We start from the raw sequence: 17,406 nt of genomic DNA, 5'->3' as shown, positions 1-17,406 counted from the left end.
TTCGTATTAACTAAATCAATTCTTATCTTTAGATTTAGATTTAGTTTCTTCTTTCGTTCCTAAATAAATTCTAATTTTAGAGCCTTCTTTCAGTTTTACACCTGCTTTTGGTGCTTGGTCAATGACATAATTTCCAGTGCCACTATATTCAAGTGTAAAAGTATCTAGCAAAGGTTGCAAATCTTTTTTCTCTAATCCTTTTAAATTTGGTACTTCATATGTTGGTGTATCGCCGTATACGAATTTCTTTTCAATTTGATTTTTTCTAGGTGGAACACCTAGTACTTGCATACTATCACGAATGATATTCCCTACTATAGGAGCCGCTACAACTCCACCAAATTGAACTGTACCTTTTGGATTATCAACTGCGATATAAACGACAATTTGTGGATCGTCTGCTGGTGCAAAACCTACGAATGACACAATAAAGCTACTATCGTCATATCGTCCATTTTTTACTTTTTGTGCTGTTCCTGTTTTACCACCTACACGGTATCCTTCAACAAAAGCACCTTTACCAGTACCTTGTGCGACAACACTTTCTAGTGCCAATCTAACCTTTTTAGACGTATCAGGAGTAATCACTCGCCTTTTTGCTACTGGTGTTTTCCGGCTCACGACTTCATTTGTAACGGGATCTACAAATTCTTTCGCGATATATGGTTGATATAAAATACCTCCATTTATTGCCGCTGAAACTGCCGCAACTTGCTGAATTGGTGTAACTGATACACCTTGACCGAAAGCAGTAGTAGCTGCTTCTACTGGACCAACCCTATCCATACTAAATAAAATCCCTGAAGCTTCACCTTGTAAATCAATTCCTGTTTTTTGGCCGAAACCAAAATTACGGATATATTTAAATAATCGATCTTCTCCTAGTCGATTACCTAATTCCACAAAGCCTGGGTTACATGAGTTTTGTACAACTTCTAAGAAAGTTTGTGAGCCATGTCCACCTCTTTTATGACAACGCAAACGTGCTCCAGCAACCTCAGCAGCCCCATCATCATAAAAATGATCTTTATTCAAATCAACTAAACCTTCATTTAATGCAGCTGCAAGTGTAATAATCTTAAATGTTGATCCTGGCTCATAGTTTGACCAGACCGGTAAATTTCGATTATATACTTCGGGAGAAACTGTTTTAAAATCTGTAGGATTAAAGCTTGGACGACTACTCATTGCAAGAATTTCACCAGTATTAGGATTCATTGCAATTCCAATCATTGAATCTGGATTATATTGAGCTGTTGCATTGTTCATTTCACGTTCAAGAATTGTTTGAATACGTGAATCTACTGTTAATTTTAGATTTAAACCGTTAATTGGTGGAGTATAGTCATCTGCAATATTTGGCATTCTTTGACCTTTAGCATCAGAATAAAATTGAACACTACCTTCTTCACCACTTAATTGCTTGTCATAATAAAGCTCTAAACCGTTTAGTCCTTGATTATCAATTCCAGCAAACCCTAAAACGTGAGAAAGATAATCTCCAAATGGATAATATCTTTTAGAATCCTCTGCTATGTAGACGCCTGCTATGTTTAGGTCTCGAATTTGTTTAGCTTTCTCATTTGTAATTTTAATGCCTTCAGTACGAATGTGTTCCATTCTCGATCTTTTCGTTAAAATTTTATAAAGTTTTACTTCGGAGATTTTTAAGATTGGGGCTAGTTTTTCAGTTGCTTCCTTTGGATCTTTAATTTGCCTAGGGACGACTAACACAGACGGAGCACTTTTATTCGTAGCAAGAGCAACGCCATTACGATCTAATATTTCTCCACGCTTTGGTTCGAATGGGATATCTCGACTCCACGAATTTTTTGCTCGTTCAGTTAAAAGATCCCCCATACCAAATTGTACATAACCAAGCCTAGTAGCAATAATAGAAAAGATTAATAAACCACCAATAAATACAAAAAATAATCGTTTTCGAACTGTTACATTAGATACTCGCATCGAAACGAACACTCCTCTACATTATGTTCGTTTCAATATATGCTTGTACCAATTACAATAGACCTTCTAGCTTGTTATTGTCCTAGAATGGCCTATTGTGTTTTTTATTTAATTAATTGTCATTTCAGCATTTTTACTCTTGTACATCAACTTTTACATCTTCTTCATTACTCGATGATTCATTTGGTTTACTTAATTCAATACTTAAAAAGTCATTTTTACGTAGCTCCGAATCTTGCTTAATACTTTGACTCGTTACAAATCCAGACCCATTTGAAGTAATTTTCAGTTTAAATAATTTACCTAAACGATCAACATCAGTTTTTGACCATCCTATGATTGAAGGCATCGTATTCGTACCGTCAGTCTTAAGATAAATATTCGTACCTCTTACAACTTGTGTTTTCGACTTAATAGATTGACCAGTAACTTCCAGTCCATTACCTAATAACACAGGTTTTAATCCAGTAGAAGTCGCCAATGATTTCGCTTCATCCAAAGTTAAACCTTTCATATTAGGGATTTCTACACTTTCTTTATCTACTAATTTATCAACATTCGCATTTTCAATTGGTTCAACCTTCATATATTCAAGTGCGCCCTTAGTAACTGTTCTAAATATTTCAGATACTCCATCAGAACCTAACTCAGTTGCTTCTAATTTTGGACGAAGCATCGCTACATAAACGACTAATTTCGGATCGTCCGCTGGCGCCATACCGATAAATGAAAATAGGTTTTCACCACGACCTTTTAAATACTTACCATGATCATCTACAACTTGGGCAGTTCCCGTTTTACCTGCTACTGTGTAACCATCAATTGCATAGTTATGACCAGTACCATGTGGCGCAGTTATAACTGTTTCTAATAGCGCTCTTTCTCTTTTAGCCGTTTCTTCAGTAATTGGATGACCAACAACTTGAGATTTATAATCTGCTACTACTTTTTTCGTATCAGGGTTAACAATCTTATCGACTATATATGGCTTCATCATTTTCCCATTATTGGCAATCGCACTAGCAGCTTGAATAATTTGAACTGCTGTAACTGTAGATCCTTGACCAAATGCCGTCGTCGTTTTTTCAAGAGGATAATTATAAACTAGTTTCCCACTTGATTCACCTGGCAAATTAATATCCGTTTTTTTAGTAAAACCAAAGTTTTTATAATATTGTAAGTAACGATCGGCACCTATTTTTTCATTTAAAAGGATTGAAATACCTACGTTTGAAGACCTTTGAATCCCCTCATCAAATGTAATAGAACCCCACCCATTTCGATTTACGTCATGGACAGTTCCTCCTCCTGGTACTTTATATCGTCCAGATTGGAAGTATTCCCCTCCATTATAAACTCCTTCATTCATTGCAGCACCTAATGTGAATATTTTCATAGTTGAGCCTGCTTCAAATGCATAGGAAATCGGATCATTTGTATAGTTTGTAATGTCGTGAATATTAGGATTGAAGCTAGGACGATTACTCATCGCAACTATTTTTCCTGTTTTCGGGTCAGAAACGATTGCCATAATCTTTTCTGGATCATATTTTTTTTCTACGCTAGTCATTGCATCTTCTAGTAAACTTTGAATCTTTGTATCTATTGTTAAATAAATATTATCCCCATTATGTGGAGGAGTAACCTTTTCATTAACATAAGGCAAGATATTACCTTTTCGATCTCGTAAAAAGCTTCTTTTACCATCTGTTTCAGTTAACTCTGTATTCAATGATTTTTCTAATCCCATTTCTCCGATTAGATCGCCATTGTCATTACTATTTGTGTAACCTAAAGTATGAGATGCAAAGATCCCATTTGGGTAATAACGTTGTTGTGATGGAGTAAAAACAATACCAGGTAGATTTAATTTCTCAATTTGTTCTTTTTTACTTTGAGAAATGTTTCTTCCACCTGGTCCTAATTCAACTTGATATTTTGGTTTACCTAATTTTGCTAGAAGTTCAGATTCATCAATATCTAAAATTGATGATAATTCTCTTGCTGTTTTTTCTTTATCCACAACATGCCTTTTTACTCTTGAATTTTTTGAAGCACTTGGATCTAGAACTGCAGACACAGTGTAGGATGTCACTTCTTCTGCAAGAGGAACTCCATTTGAATCATAAATAGTTCCTCTTTTTGCAGGGATTTTTTGAGATGTATTATAATTCTCATCTGCATATACTTTTAAATTTTTACCCTCAACTGTATCTGATAATTGTATATAACCAAGTCTAGCTACAAGTAATGTAAAAAGGATTAAAGTACCAATAAAAAACCAACGAATACCATAGTTAGTGTACTTATTCTTTTTCTTACTCATATCACAATCTCCTACTTACTAGTATCTGTAAACTTTACATTGTTACTATCAATATTTAAGCCTAATTCTTTAGCTTTTTGCCAAATTCGGTCATATGTGCTTAATTCATCAATTTTCATTTTCAGCTCTGAGTTATGCTGTTTTTCCTTTGCAACTTCATTTTTTACATTTTGAATTTTTAAATTGGTATCGTAAATGGTTGCTTGAGTTCCAATAATTTTTGTACCCATAATGAAGCATACAATTAGAAATGAAAAGTAAAGTAGTTTTTCAAAAGGTGTAATTTTCGATACTTTCTTTTGTTTTTTCTTGTTAGAAGGTCCTTGTTGTAAATCAGTAACTTGTTTTTGTTGTAGCTTTTTTGCCAAATTACTCATTCTTTCCCCTCCTTATAATTTTTCTGCAACCCTTAACTTTGCAGATCTAGCTCGTTTATTAAAATCGAGTTCTTCTTCAGTTGGTAAAAGAGGCTTTCGTGTAACTAGTTTAAACTTCGGCTTAAACTCATCCGGAATAATTGGTAATCCAGGTGGTAAAGGCGGAAGTGAACTAGCTTCTTTAAAAATTGTTTTACAAATTCGATCCTCTAATGAATGGAATGTGATTACACTAATTCTTCCTTTTGGTTTTATAAGTGTAATTGCATCTTTTAGCGCTTCTTCAAAAACACCAAGCTCATCATTTACGGCAATACGTATTGCTTGAAAAATTCTTTTTGCAGGATGACCACCAGTTCTTCTAGCTGGTGCCGGAATAGCATCTTTAATGATATCAACTAACTCAAAAGTTGTTTCAATCGGTTTCTTTGCTCTTAACTCTTCAATTCTTCTAGCAACTTGTTTTGAGAATTTTTCCTCTCCATAGCGAAAAAAGATTTTCACTAACTGCTCGTAAGTCCACTCATTAACAACTTCATATGCAGATAGTGATTGCTCTTGATTCATACGCATATCAAGTGGAGCATCTTGATGAAAACTAAAACCACGTTCTGCTACATCTAATTGAGGTGAAGAAACACCTAAGTCAAATAAGATTCCATCAACTTCATTAATGCCTAATTGGTGAAGCTCTTCTTTAATATGTTTAAAATTACTTTTTACGATTGTTAATTGATTTTCATATTGTTTTAGTCTCTCTTTAGCGTGTTTAATTGCCGTTTCGTCTTGATCAAAAGCGATTAATCTACCTTTTGACGAAAGTTGGGATAGTAAATATTCACTATGACCTCCACCGCCAAGTGTACAATCTACATAAATTCCATCTTCGTTTATTTCCAAAGAATCAACAGTTTCCTTTAATAAAACCGTAATATGCTCAAACATGATGACTCACTACTTTCAATTTGTTAATTTTTTACAAGTCAAATCCGATTAAGTTTTCTGCCAACTCACCAAATGACTCTTCTGATTCTTTCATATATGTATCCCAAGTTGATAAATCCCAAATCTCAATCCGATTCGTAACTCCAACTACTACACATTCTTTTTCTAATTTTGCATAGCTTCGTAAATTAGGTGTTATATTAATTCTCCCCATCTTATCCATCTCACATTCCATTGCCCCTGAGAAGAAAAAACGGGTGAATGCTCTTGCATCTTTCTTGGTTAGTGGTAGTGTGCGCAGTTTATCTTCAATTACACTCCATTCGTCCAATGAATAGCCAAATAAGCATTGATCTAAACCCCTTGTAACAATGAAGGTTTCACCAAGCTTGTCTCGAAATTTAGAGGGTATAATCAGACGTCCTTTTACATCGATATTATGTTGATATTCACCGATAAACATCCTACTCCCCCACTTTCTAACACAAACTTACCACATTCCCCCACTTCTTACCACCTTTTCTAAAAAATTCTTTATAAAAACAAAAAATCCTGCTATCCATCTAGCAGGATTTCACTTTTTGTTATAAAAACTTCAGTCTTTTTCGATGCGTTGTTGTTTTTATATAAGCTATTTTAGAGTAAGTAGAATAGCGAATGGACCATCGACATATTTCCGTCCTTAAATTTTTACGATTTGATGTTCATAATCCCATGATACCTCTAAACTACAAAGCTCATGAACGAAATCAAAACCATATTTATTTAGATAGTAGAAAATATTAAGTACTCGCTCCTGAGGTTTTCCGTTTGGAGAAATTGAACAAATAATTCGATTCCATTTTTCAAGCTGCTCTTCATGTTGTTTTTCTATTGATTCATCTATTTTTCGTTCTAATAATAAAATTTGCTCTTCTATTTTTACATAGTTCTTTTTAGAGAAATCCTTTAAGTTAGGTGTAACTTCAGTCGTTACATCTTGAAGTGGTTTGTGCAGTACCTCTAATGACTTTTTAACTTGACTAAATACTGCTTTATAGTCTAGTTTCACTTGACCTTTTATCCACTCCGACTTCATATCCTCGATCGAAGTTTGCAAAACGTCTTTTATGTTTAATGTAAAATCTTCCATTGCGGATACTATATTTCTTTCAAAAATCGTAAACATATGTCTTAAAAACACAGGAGGCATTTGCAAGTTAAATACGTTAAATATATCCTTTAATTCTGCCCAATAAGCAATTTCACCGGGTCCACCTACAAACGCTAAAGTAGGGAATAAATATTCCTGCATCACTGGTCGAGTAACAACATTATTACTTAAAAGCTCTGGTTGTTCTTGAGCAATTTTAATCAACTCAGCTTTGGAAAATTGGTAATTCTTATTTTTCGTTTGGAAAACCTCTTCACTTTCAGACAACTCTAGTAGTTGTCTACCTTCATTACTGTGGTAAAAAAGATGAATACTCTGTTCAGAAATTTGAAGAGCTTCTTTATAACCAGCTTTATTAAGTTTACTCTTTGTATCTTTAAAAACACTTCGTACGATATCTTGCTTTTGAATCATTTTTTCAAATAAAGAGGATTCTAGCTTCCTAACATTAGGGTCATCTGCATCAATTAAGACAAGACCATCGTATTTGAACAGTTTAAAAATAATTTTCGCAAAAAAATCTACATATGTAGTAGATTTATCAATGATCAAATGAAGTTCCTCTAGTAATTCCTTTGAATAATTTGTTTCTTCAAAAGTCTTAACTATTTTTTCAACCCATTTTCTCATTTCCAATTTATCGATTTCAGTTCTAGAAGCAGCATGAGCGTATGTTGTTTTTTGATAAAATGTTTGTTTTTTAACGATATTGTTCTCAATTGTGTGAACATGATTTATTTCATCGATATCGTGATCTTCTCCAGCAATCCAAAATACTGGGATAACAGTAATGTTATGCTCTCTTTCATACTTCTTAGCCAGCTGAATAATCGAAATAATTTTATGTATCGAATACAACGGTCCAGTTAATAAACCAGCTTGCTGGCCTCCGATCACAACAAATGTTTCTTTATTTAGTAATTTTTTTACATTTTCGATTGATTCATTACTTGCTTCATGTTTGTTGTGGAACTCCTCAAGCGCTTTTACTAATCCTGTGCGATTATAAGAACGTTCCATCACATTTTTTATTCTATATTCCATTTCTTCCTTCACTAATGGATTTTGACCAAAGAAAGAAGAAATTGTTTCTTTTCCATTTACAAAATCATTCAGCAAGTTATTTTGCCCGGCTAAATGGACTTTACTAATTTGCATTACGAACTTCCTCTCTCGCTCTTCAAGTTAAGCATTGTACTCAGATATTTTCAATGCTAAACCAGCCATCATAGTTATAAAATGAAGAATAATAAACATAATGCAAGACATTCTCCAAAAACCTTTAACTAGCTTAGAAAATTGTATATCCCTTTTAGCTTTCCATTGAAGAATAATACTAATAAATAAGATAACCAATAATAAATTAATTAATATCCAACCAGTTGCAGTCGGAAAAAACATACTTAATATAAAGTAAAATGAACTAATATATAGAATTGTAGATAAATCTAACGTAAAAAGCAAAAGTTTACGCTTGTTATTTTTAAAAAATATCTTCAAAAACATATAAATAAAGATTGTAGAAAAAAATGGAAATTCAATTAACAGTGAAATGAAGAAAATGAAAAATTTTTCCAAAAAGAATTACCCCTTTTTCTTTTCAAGTCCTTTTATACTATTGTACACAAGTTCAATTGTAGGTACATTTATTTTTTTCTGAATTGCCATTTTTTTAACAAACCCTAGCATACTCTCGATCTCCGTTTGTCTACCATGAAATAAATCTCGATTCATTGATGAATAGTTTTGTGCAGTTTTTTCACAGATCTCTACTACCTTTTCCCATTCTTTTTGGAGACTTAATTCTAAAACAGTTGCAACCTCGTTAAATAATAATTTACAAATTGGTAAAAAATACTCATTGTTGATTAATTCACCATTTCTAACATTAAAGATTGACGTTAAAGGGTTAATAACGCAATTAATTAAGCATTTTTGTTTAAGTATATACTCCCAATCATCTTGACTTTTGATTGGAAAATCATTTGTATGTAAACTTGATATTGCCCTTAATGCTTCTAGATTACCTTTTAAACGACCAAGTCGAATAATCCCTTTACCAGTATGCGTTATTTCATTTCCAGAAGTTTTTAATGCACCATGTTCAACAATACCTATGAAACAATTTGATATTTCTAAATTGTTAACAATATCAATATGTGACATGCCATTCTGTAAAAACAATATATTTTCACCTTCATATTGGGTTAACGTGTTTACTATTTGATCTAAGTGATATTGTTTTACACAAACGATTAATAGATCAAACACACTGATTTTAGACATTATTTTTTTGGCGTTTATACACATTTGCTTCTTTTTTTCATCTACTGATAATATAATACCTAATTCATTAATTAGATTAGCCTGCTCTTGTGTTCTTGTAAACAATGTAACATTGTGTTTATTTTCATGTAAGTATGATGCGGTTAATAGTCCGACAGCACCACCACCAATTATTCCAATTTCCATTATATTCTCCATTCATAAATTCTTTTTCCTTCATGATTCTTTTGATTATAAATTTACACTGAATCTATCTTTTTTTAAATTTAATTGTACGATATAATTATATTTAAAATATTTAAAATTTACATTCTTTTTAAGGGGGAGCTTTTTTTGAACATCAAGATCGAACGTTTACAAATAAATTTTAAAACACTTGAACAATTTCAGCAATTTTCTGGTTATGGTCTACAAGAACTATCAATGTTAGAAGACCTTGAATCAAATTTAATTGACAACGAATTCCAATCTCCTTTTTATGGAATTTATTTAGGTAAAGCACTAATTGCCAGAATGAGCTTATATACACATAATGAAAATAATGAAGAAATTATTGAGATCAATAAAATGGAAGTTCTTCCATATTATCAAAAGAACGGTTACGGAAAAGCATTAGTAGAATTCGCTAAATCCTTTAATAAAACGATCAAAACGATTCCAAGAGCAAATTCAAATGAGTTTTGGAAAAAGCTAAACTTCATAGAATCTGATTCTCAATTTGTTATTTGGAAGCCTGAAACCAACTAAATACAAAAGATATTACAATTAATACTTACTTAATGAAAAAACTCAACATCCCCGATTTGGAGATGTTGAGTTTTTTATTTTACTTTTGTGTCATTTTTAGAACTCACACTTACTAATTTTCTTTTTTGATCTAAGAAATCAAATAAATGTTCATATTCATTTTGAAGTTCACTTAATTTTTCAGTTAATTGTTGTTTTTCGATTTTCAACTGCTCATTTTCTTGTTTATATTTCAATAGTTTTTTCTCTAAAGATTGAAGATCTTTTATTTTACTACCTGCATCAACTTTTAATCTTAAATACTCAAGGAATTTATAAACTGATTCAAACGTTATTTCTGATTGAACTCTTTCTGTTGTTGGTTCTACTACTTCTACATCATTAGTCTGATTAGTTATTTCTTCTACTACGAGTTCTGTTTCAGATTCAGATACAGGTTGTTTTTTACTACTATTTTTTGCATTTTCAATCTCTTCTTTATAAAACTTTCTAACAAAAGAATTCCATCGATAACCACAAGCAGCAGCTGTCCTTGATAAACTCTTTGCAACAATCTTAAATGCCATTAATTGAGTTGACCCTTCATTTATCGATTTTAAAACTACTTCAGCTAAGTAGTTATCCTCATCTTTTGTCCATGCATCCTGGCGATTTGCAACCATTTGCAATCCCCTCCAATTTCTTATGCATTAAGCAGATTTTACTAATTCATATGCACAAAAAAATGAAGGTAGAAGATTACTTTTCCAATTTTTTTGTAAATTGTTCAATATTTTTTATATGTTCATCTGAAAACCATAGTGGCATTGCGGAAATAACTTCTTCTTCCATTCGCTTCTTAAGATTTTGTTCAGTCCATTTACGAATAAGTATTTTCTTATTTTGATGATGAATTTGTGCTGGAATACCTTTAGATAAATTGATAAAGCTTTCATTATGTAAACTAGTTAAATCTTTTGATAGTTCATGTATAAAACCTATTTTCTTAGCTTGATATGCGGTGTATATATTTGAGGATGATAATAGCGTAATCCAATCTTGATGGTTCATTTTTTCTTGAAGTATAGTCCCTCCACCCCAAGATGTTGGGATCCCCATTCTACCTTGTATAAAACCTATTTTTGCATTGTCATTTGCGTATCTAAAGTCGAATGCACTTGCAAGTTCGCAACCGCCACCTAATGCATACCCATTAATAAAACAGATTGTAATTTGAGGTAACATTGCAATTTGATAAATTACCTCACACATTTTTAAATTAAAGGACTCTAATCCTTTTATATTATTTTTAAATTTCAAAATTGTATTTAAATCTCCACCGGTACAAAAATATTTCATACCTTCACCAGTTAATATAACTAGTTTACTTTGAGATTTCATTCGGATCTCTTGGATAATTTCAGAAAGTTTTTCAACAGTATCTTCATCAATGCAATTCCCGTAATTTGGCCTATTTAAAAAGATATAATCTATTTCATCACGTTGATATGTAATTACTTCAGACATTGCAATCTCACTTCCTATTCCTAATTTTCTGATAGTTTATATTATACTATACAGCAATTAAAAAAGGGCAGGTTTTCAGGAAAGGGGGATTATGGTAAATGAAATTTTTTGACAAAAGGAAAAGCACATAGTTTCCTATGTGCTCTTGAAAGACTAGCTTATTTGCTAAGTACTTGTTTTCCTTTGTAGTGACCGCATGATTTACATACGCGGTGTGCTAATGTTAATTCGCTACAGTTTGGGCATTCAACCATTCCAGGTACCGCTAATTTGAAATGCGTACGACGCTTTCTTTTTACAGTTTTGGACGTTCTTCTTGCAGGTACTGCCATTGATCCCACCTCCTTAAAGTGAGTGTTTGTTATGAAGCCGGTTATCCGGTACTTCTCAATTATCTTGTTTGTCAAAAAATTTTGCTAATCCAGCAAGTCGAGGGTCAATTTTTTGCTCTACTTCGACATGTTCCCTAACTTCCCAATCTGTTCCTGATGTTGGAGCTGTTTCTTTCCCTTCAATATCCTCAGCAAAAACTTGCATTGGAATTTCAGCTAAGATACATTCCTCAATCACTGGGGTTAAGTCTAACACATCACCCTCTAGGATGTGAAAATTCTCATCTTCACTTTTCCATTCAGTTGTTGTAAAAAATGTTTCTGTTGTGGTAATCGACAAAGGATATTTTACATCAACTAATGTTCTTACACAAGGTAAAATTAAATATCCAGTTATTGTTAAATGAAACGTATATCGGTTCGTTCCAAAATCAACTCGTCCAGTAACTTCAATTGGAGAAACTTCTCGAATCTCAGGATTACGTTCCTTTATTTGATTAATATCAATTGTCTCATCTAAATCTAAACCTTTATGTCTTAATTTCTGCAACTGGTGCACTGACCATTTCATAAACAACCACCTCAAGGCAACAATGAAAATTATATATTCCTTAAAACCATTTGTCAATATTTTTTCTTTACACATCGAAATGTGGAGCAAGCTTGCCCAGCTCTGAAAGGAATATCTCCATTCAGCTGAAGAAGTGGTGTACTTTCCACTTCAAAGATTAATGGAATATTACCGAAGAGCTAGCTTGCGGAACTAGACATCATAAAAAACTTTTGTTACTAATTTTCTCGATAAGCATAAGCCTATTTTTGTAGTTTAATCTTTAACGAAAATTGGCTTATGATCTATGGGAAGCTAGTCATCGTACATACTTCTTTTTACGACAAAAGTGCTAACTTTTTATCCAACAAAACATTTTAGTTATGGTTCCACTTCCTGATTTCTAGAGCAGGCGCAATACATCATAATAATTTTAAGTAACTGATTGCCCCGACATGCATTTAGAGGGTTTCCCTTCTAAGATTGCAATAAATCATCTACTGAAACATTATTAATTGTCCGCCCATTCCCTAAAAATCGTGTATCTTGCTCTTAATATGTAACCTATCTAATATATTATTTTCTACAACAAAATTCAATACAATTCACACTAGGTTGCGATTTATTTCTCGAAACTGGTATTCTTAGTGTATAAATTCGTGAAATTAGTAAATATTGGAGGTGCATTTTTAGTGCGTTCAGTTGGTGTAGTAGTTGAATATAACCCTTTACATAATGGTCATGTTTTTCACTTAACTAGTTCAAAAAATACAACAAATGCAGATGTTGTCATTGCTGTTATGAGTGGGCAATTTTTACAAAGAGGCGAACCCGCTGTCGTCCCAAAGCATGTGCGTACTAAGTTAGCTTTACAAGCCGGGGCAGATCTTGTTATTGAGCTACCGTATAGCTATTCAACTCAACATGCTAGTATTTTTGCAAAAGGAGCTATTTCAATTCTTGATTCGCTAAAATGCGATTACGTTTGTTTTGGTAGTGAAGAAGGAAAAATTGAAACTTTTTATGAGTTAATTAAGCAAAAAAAACAACTCACTTCTTCTATTAATTCAAGTATTCGTACTTATCTTGATCAAGGTTTAAGTTATCCTGCAGCATATAGTACTGCATTACAAACAAATCTAGAAACAGCTAACTTAGATGTCTCACTGCCAAATAATATTCTAGGTATACATTATTTGGAGGCAATAGAACATTTTAAAAGTAAAATGGAAGGTAGTACAATTCAACGTATTGCTGCCAATTATCATGACGAGGAAACGAATCATCAAAGTATCGCTAGTGCCACGGCAATTCGAAAAATACTAAAAGGAAACAACCAGACAATTTCTGATTTTGTCCCAAGTTTTACGAAAGATTCCATTGAAGACTATATAAATGAGTTTGGGAAAATACATACCTGGAATGAATATTTTCCATATTTAAAATACAAATTAACTACAGCAAAAAAAGAAGAACTTGAAGAAATTTACGAAGCTGTTGAAGGATTAGAAAGAAGAGTTTTAAATTCAGTTTTAAACTGTCTTGATTTTGAAGAGTTAATGACAGCAATTAAAACAAAAAGATATACTTGGACTAGAATCCAGCGATTGTTAACACATCTATTAACAAACACTTCCAAAAACGAAATGTCCGCAATATTAGAGAAAGATCGTGTACCATATATCCGCTTACTTGGGATGAGCTCTATTGGTAAAACTTATTTAAATAGCAAAAAGAAGCTAATTGATGTGCCAATTTATACGACCATTAATCAACAAAATCAAAAAGAATTAAGTACTGATTTAAAGGCAACTTATGCTTACTCATCAATTCTTTCTATAAGCAATCAGCAAAAATTAATAAAAACAGAATACTCTATGTATCCGATTATATACGATGAATCTACAAATCAATTTAGTAGATCATAGAACATATGAAAAAATGAGACAGGAATTAAGAGATCCTGCCTCATTTTTTTGTTTTTAGCTTTTCTAAATAAGTTATAGCATCGCTGTAAGTATTGACCGGTACAATTTTCATTTTTAACTTATGTTTTTTTGCACTTTTAACAGCTTCATTATAATTCGAATTCTTTTTACCATTTTCATTTGGTGCAAAAAATATTTCTGCTCCAGCATTAGATGCAGCTATTATTTTTTGAGAGATCCCACCAATTGGACCGACGACCCCATCTATATCAAGTGTCCCTGTACCAGCTATTTCATGTCCTTTGGCAAGATGCTCATCTTTTAATTGATCATAAATTTCTAACGCAAACATTAGTCCCGCTGATGGCCCCCCTATTTCTTCAGAATTTATTTTAACTTTTGGATTTGTAGTTAGCTCTAAATTTTCGGCAATCGAGACACCAATTCCAGCACGATTTGGTTCGTCCTTAAATGTTTTTGTTTTTATATTAAAATTTTCGATTTTACCTTCACGGTTTACTTCCAAATTAAAATTAGTACCAGGCTTACTTGCTTGAACCGTATTTGTAAAATCAGTTAATGTACGGATTTCTTTTCCATTTATTTTTGTAATGACATCTCCTAGCTTTAAAACATGAAATGCAGGCATATCATGTATTACTGAAACAACCACAATCCCATTTTCCGTAACTTTATAAGTTTTATGAGCCTGTTTATATGCATTTAATATTGCAGCTTGTTTTGATTCTTCCATATATCGTAATTGACGAAATTGATAATCTTCATCACTTTCACCTTTTACTTTAATTTCATCGATTTTGTACAGATGATAATTATCATTCACCTTTGTAGCTATATAGGAGTATATATTTGCCTTTCCCATTGCTACGGTAGTTAGCATGAATTCACCTTTATCTTTCTTAGCACCATCAACCTTAACATAAGGTCTAAGAGGCTCAGCTAAGCCAGGTTTTGTCACATAATAATGTAAAGGAATGAAATACAAAAGAATTAGCGTAATACCAACAACTAATAGTACATTAAGAATTCTTATCCTTTTTTTCACTATTTTTCTCCTTCCATTGCTCAATCTTTTCAATAATTTCTGGAATTAATGCTTCTGTAGCTTCTTCTCCGATTTTCATTACATTTTCGAGATCTGTAAAGTTTCTAGAATTAATATGATCTAATTTAGGCCTAATCATGATATTCGATGCGATTTCTCTATTTCTGACGAGCTCATGTTGCATTATTTCAATACTCTGCATGATGACATCATAAATTGTTGAAACTTCACCACTAACCTTAATTGGTGACGCATCTACTCCAATAATAAAATCCGCTCCCATCTCTTTTACAACCGAAACAGGGATACGGTCAATTACTCCACCATCAACCAAAAGTTTACCATTCCAGGTTTCGGGTACAAAAATTCCAGGTATCGAAATACTTCCGCGGACCGCAGTAGCAATATCGCCTTGTTGAAATACGATTTTTTCTCCTGTTAATAAGTCTGTTGCGACAACTGATACTGGTAAATCTAATTCTTCAAGCTTTCTACCAAAAGAAAGCACCTTGATTAGTTCTTTTACCCTGTTTCCAGAAATTAACCCCATCTTCGGAACAACATAGTCAATATAATATTTTGATTGAAATACTCTCGCAATTTTATACAGTCGCTCAACATTCGTACCAGCCCCGTATAATACAGCAACTAAAGCACCTATACTGCTCCCTGCAATCAAATCTATAGGAATATTATGCTTTTTTAAAACCGAAATTACACCAACATGCGCAAACCCCCTAGCTCCACCTGAACCTAATGCTAAACCAATTTTCGGTTCCAAGTTGTTTCCCCTCCAATTAAACTCTTTGGTCTAAAATTGAATTCCATCAACGTATATTAAATTGTACAAGTTTTTTTTATACATATATTACTATCTTATTTATTTTTTATTGGTCCTACTACAATTAGACAAAAATCTAAATGTTTTTTGAGTCTATCTTTCTTTGGAGGTTTATATGTGAAAAAAAGTTATTTCATTACTTTTCTAATTTTTTTAATACTCATATTTCTAACAGCCACGATTATTTTGCATCCAGATGTTGCGTTTAAAGGTTCGGTTAGAGGATTAAATATGTGGTGGGGAATTGTGTTTCCATCTTTACTTCCATTTTTCATATTAAGTGAACTGCTAATTTGCTTTGGAATTGTTCAATTTATAGGTGTATTTTTAGAACCTATTATGCGGCCTCTATTCAGAGTTCCTGGGGTTGGAGCTTTCGTTTGGGCGATGGGGATGGCTTCTGGTTTTCCTTCTGGTGCAAAACTTTCTGCTAAACTATATAAAGATGGGGAAATAACAAAATTAGAGGCCGAGCGACTTAATTCATTTACAAATTCTTCTAATCCATTATTTATTTTTGTAGCAATATCTGTCGGTTTTTTTCATAATGCAAAAATCGGAATCGTACTTGCCGTAAGCCATTATTTATCTAACGCGATTGTTGGCCTCATCATGAGGTTTTACGGTAGCAAACAACCTAACTACTCCCGCGCAGAAAGAATCCATTCTAACCGCTTTAAATACGCTTTTAAAGTAATGCATGAGAAACGGTTAAGCGAAAAACGACCGATTGGAAAAATACTTGGCGATGCAATTGCTTCTTCCGTGCAGACATTATTAATGATTGGTGGATTTATCATTGTTTTTTCTGTTTTAAATATGCTTTTATTAAAAATTGGATTTATTACGAATGTAGGAAAAATAGTCGCGTATTGTTTTTCAAATTTAAGCGTTAATCATAATTTATCTACACCTTTTTTATCTGGATTATTTGAAATTACTTTAGGATCTAAATTAGTAAGTGAACTAAACAATAGTACTTTATTACAACAAGTAGCTTTAACAAGCTTCATTTTAGGATTTGGTGGATTTTCAATACAAGCACAAGTAGCAAGTATCATTTCCGAAGTAAAGATGAGTATGAAACCTTATTTAATCGGTCGATTACTGCAATCAGGTATCGCACCAATATTAGCAATTATTTTTTGGAAGCCACTTTATCTTAATCAGCTAACTGCTCATGTTACGAATAATACTTTACCTGTAATTAAAATTTTTACGGAGAAACATCTTAACATTGAATCAATGATTTCAATAGGGTCAATGATTACACTAATCTCGCTCTACATTTATGTCATCATGTTAATTTATAAAACACTTAACAAAAGATATGATCTTAAATAAAAATTGCAATTATTTAATCAACTATAGAAAAAAAAGA

The 17,406-nt window shown here is 32.5% G+C and carries 17 protein-coding genes; 3 read left to right on the top strand and 14 right to left on the bottom strand.

Going from position 1 to position 17,406, the window contains the following annotated elements:
• Positions 1-15 precede the first annotated feature (15 nt).
• From CN601_RS13035 to CN601_RS13000, 8 genes are all read right to left on the bottom strand, one after another.
• A complete protein-coding gene (locus tag CN601_RS13035; RefSeq protein WP_098117640.1) occupies positions 16-1,968 on the bottom strand; it encodes a stage V sporulation protein D in 1,953 nt (650 codons plus the stop codon).
• A gap of 133 nt (positions 1,969-2,101) precedes the next feature.
• Positions 2,102-4,294 carry a penicillin-binding protein gene (locus tag CN601_RS13030; RefSeq protein WP_098171275.1) on the bottom strand — a complete coding sequence of 731 codons (2,193 nt, stop codon included), beginning with the start codon at positions 4,292-4,294 and terminating at the stop codon, positions 2,102-2,104.
• A gap of 11 nt (positions 4,295-4,305) precedes the next feature.
• Positions 4,306-4,671 carry a cell division protein FtsL gene (ftsL, locus tag CN601_RS13025; RefSeq protein WP_098117643.1) on the bottom strand — a complete coding sequence of 122 codons (366 nt, stop codon included), beginning with the start codon at positions 4,669-4,671 and terminating at the stop codon, positions 4,306-4,308.
• 12 nt (positions 4,672-4,683) lie between these two features.
• A complete protein-coding gene (gene rsmH / locus CN601_RS13020) occupies positions 4,684-5,616 on the bottom strand; it encodes a 16S rRNA (cytosine(1402)-N(4))-methyltransferase RsmH (RefSeq protein WP_098117644.1) in 933 nt (310 codons plus the stop codon).
• A gap of 31 nt (positions 5,617-5,647) precedes the next feature.
• Positions 5,648-6,079: a division/cell wall cluster transcriptional repressor MraZ gene (mraZ, locus tag CN601_RS13015; protein WP_098171274.1), complete on the bottom strand. Its 432-nt coding sequence runs from the start codon at positions 6,077-6,079 to the stop codon at positions 5,648-5,650.
• Positions 6,080-6,298: 219 nt separating this feature from the next.
• Complete coding sequence (gene bshC / locus CN601_RS13010) at positions 6,299-7,927, bottom strand: bacillithiol biosynthesis cysteine-adding enzyme BshC (protein ID WP_098171273.1); 1,629 nt, start codon at positions 7,925-7,927, stop codon at positions 6,299-6,301.
• A 27-nt stretch (positions 7,928-7,954) separates the two neighbouring features.
• Positions 7,955-8,347, bottom strand: coding sequence for a DUF3397 family protein (locus CN601_RS13005; protein ID WP_098117649.1), 393 nt, complete (start codon positions 8,345-8,347; stop codon positions 7,955-7,957).
• Positions 8,348-8,353: 6 nt separating this feature from the next.
• Entirely contained in the window at positions 8,354-9,241 is an 888-nt protein-coding gene (locus CN601_RS13000; RefSeq protein WP_179865547.1) for a 2-dehydropantoate 2-reductase, read from the bottom strand.
• A gap of 147 nt (positions 9,242-9,388) precedes the next feature.
• Here CN601_RS13000 and CN601_RS12995 point away from each other — a divergent pair, with 147 nt between their 5' ends.
• Positions 9,389-9,802 (top strand): GNAT family N-acetyltransferase, encoded by a 414-nt coding sequence (locus CN601_RS12995; protein WP_257131706.1) that lies wholly within the window; start codon positions 9,389-9,391, stop codon positions 9,800-9,802.
• Positions 9,803-9,876: 74 nt separating this feature from the next.
• On the opposite strand, the gene CN601_RS12990 is transcribed toward CN601_RS12995, so the two are convergent.
• The 4 genes from CN601_RS12990 to CN601_RS12975 all read right to left on the bottom strand — a co-directional run bounded on the left by CN601_RS12990 (position 9,877) and on the right by CN601_RS12975 (position 12,211).
• The gene (locus CN601_RS12990) at positions 9,877-10,464 is read right to left on the bottom strand and encodes an RsfA family transcriptional regulator (RefSeq protein ID WP_098117652.1); all 588 of its coding nucleotides are present in this window, start codon (positions 10,462-10,464) and stop codon (positions 9,877-9,879) included.
• Positions 10,465-10,540: 76 nt separating this feature from the next.
• Entirely contained in the window at positions 10,541-11,308 is a 768-nt protein-coding gene (locus CN601_RS12985) for an enoyl-CoA hydratase/isomerase family protein (RefSeq protein ID WP_098117653.1), read from the bottom strand.
• 158 nt (positions 11,309-11,466) lie between these two features.
• Positions 11,467-11,640 carry a 50S ribosomal protein L32 gene (gene rpmF, locus CN601_RS12980; RefSeq protein WP_025672195.1) on the bottom strand — a complete coding sequence of 58 codons (174 nt, stop codon included), beginning with the start codon at positions 11,638-11,640 and terminating at the stop codon, positions 11,467-11,469.
• Between the two features lie 55 nt (positions 11,641-11,695).
• Positions 11,696-12,211 (bottom strand): YceD family protein, encoded by a 516-nt coding sequence (locus CN601_RS12975; RefSeq protein WP_098117655.1) that lies wholly within the window; start codon positions 12,209-12,211, stop codon positions 11,696-11,698.
• A 638-nt stretch (positions 12,212-12,849) separates the two neighbouring features.
• Between CN601_RS12975 and CN601_RS12970 the strand changes: the two genes are divergently transcribed.
• Positions 12,850-14,118 (top strand): nucleotidyltransferase, encoded by a 1,269-nt coding sequence (locus CN601_RS12970; RefSeq protein WP_257131705.1) that lies wholly within the window; start codon positions 12,850-12,852, stop codon positions 14,116-14,118.
• Between the two features lie 40 nt (positions 14,119-14,158).
• Here the strand turns inward: CN601_RS12970 and CN601_RS12965 are convergent, their stop codons facing one another.
• Together CN601_RS12965 and CN601_RS12960 are read right to left on the bottom strand one after the other, a co-directional pair.
• Positions 14,159-15,184: a SepM family pheromone-processing serine protease gene (locus CN601_RS12965; RefSeq protein ID WP_098171270.1), complete on the bottom strand. Its 1,026-nt coding sequence runs from the start codon at positions 15,182-15,184 to the stop codon at positions 14,159-14,161.
• Positions 15,159-15,965: a patatin-like phospholipase family protein gene (locus tag CN601_RS12960; protein WP_098171269.1), complete on the bottom strand. Its 807-nt coding sequence runs from the start codon at positions 15,963-15,965 to the stop codon at positions 15,159-15,161. The genes CN601_RS12965 and CN601_RS12960 overlap by 26 nt, the downstream gene beginning before the upstream one ends.
• A gap of 177 nt (positions 15,966-16,142) precedes the next feature.
• Between CN601_RS12960 and ylbJ the strand changes: the two genes are divergently transcribed.
• Entirely contained in the window at positions 16,143-17,369 is a 1,227-nt protein-coding gene (gene ylbJ, locus CN601_RS12955; RefSeq protein WP_257131704.1) for a sporulation integral membrane protein YlbJ, read from the top strand.
• Positions 17,370-17,406 lie beyond the last annotated feature (37 nt).

Source organism: Bacillus sp. AFS017336 (assembly GCF_002555445.1).
In the GTDB taxonomy this organism is placed as follows: domain Bacteria; phylum Bacillota; class Bacilli; order Bacillales; family Bacillaceae_G; genus Gottfriedia.
This window is presented reverse-complemented; position numbering and strand designations above follow the sequence as displayed.

What these genes read in the sequence shown, in the direction of transcription:
- CN601_RS13035 (WP_098117640.1), bottom strand. Translation starts at nt 1,968, where the DNA reads ATGCGAGTATCTAATGTAACAGTTCGAAAACGATTATTTTTTGTATTT.
- CN601_RS13030 (WP_098171275.1), bottom strand. Translation starts at nt 4,294, where the DNA reads ATGAGTAAGAAAAAGAATAAGTACACTAACTATGGTATTCGTTGGTTT.
- ftsL (WP_098117643.1), bottom strand. Translation starts at nt 4,671, where the DNA reads ATGAGTAATTTGGCAAAAAAGCTACAACAAAAACAAGTTACTGATTTA.
- rsmH (WP_098117644.1), bottom strand. Translation starts at nt 5,616, where the DNA reads ATGTTTGAGCATATTACGGTTTTATTAAAGGAAACTGTTGATTCTTTG.
- mraZ (WP_098171274.1), bottom strand. Translation starts at nt 6,079, where the DNA reads ATGTTTATCGGTGAATATCAACATAATATCGATGTAAAAGGACGTCTG.
- bshC (WP_098171273.1), bottom strand. Translation starts at nt 7,927, where the DNA reads ATGCAAATTAGTAAAGTCCATTTAGCCGGGCAAAATAACTTGCTGAAT.
- CN601_RS13000 (WP_179865547.1), bottom strand. Translation starts at nt 9,241, where the DNA reads ATGGAAATTGGAATAATTGGTGGTGGTGCTGTCGGACTATTAACCGCA.
- CN601_RS12990 (WP_098117652.1), bottom strand. Translation starts at nt 10,464, where the DNA reads ATGGTTGCAAATCGCCAGGATGCATGGACAAAAGATGAGGATAACTAC.
- CN601_RS12985 (WP_098117653.1), bottom strand. Translation starts at nt 11,308, where the DNA reads ATGTCTGAAGTAATTACATATCAACGTGATGAAATAGATTATATCTTT.
- rpmF (WP_025672195.1), bottom strand. Translation starts at nt 11,640, where the DNA reads ATGGCAGTACCTGCAAGAAGAACGTCCAAAACTGTAAAAAGAAAGCGT.
- CN601_RS12975 (WP_098117655.1), bottom strand. Translation starts at nt 12,211, where the DNA reads ATGAAATGGTCAGTGCACCAGTTGCAGAAATTAAGACATAAAGGTTTA.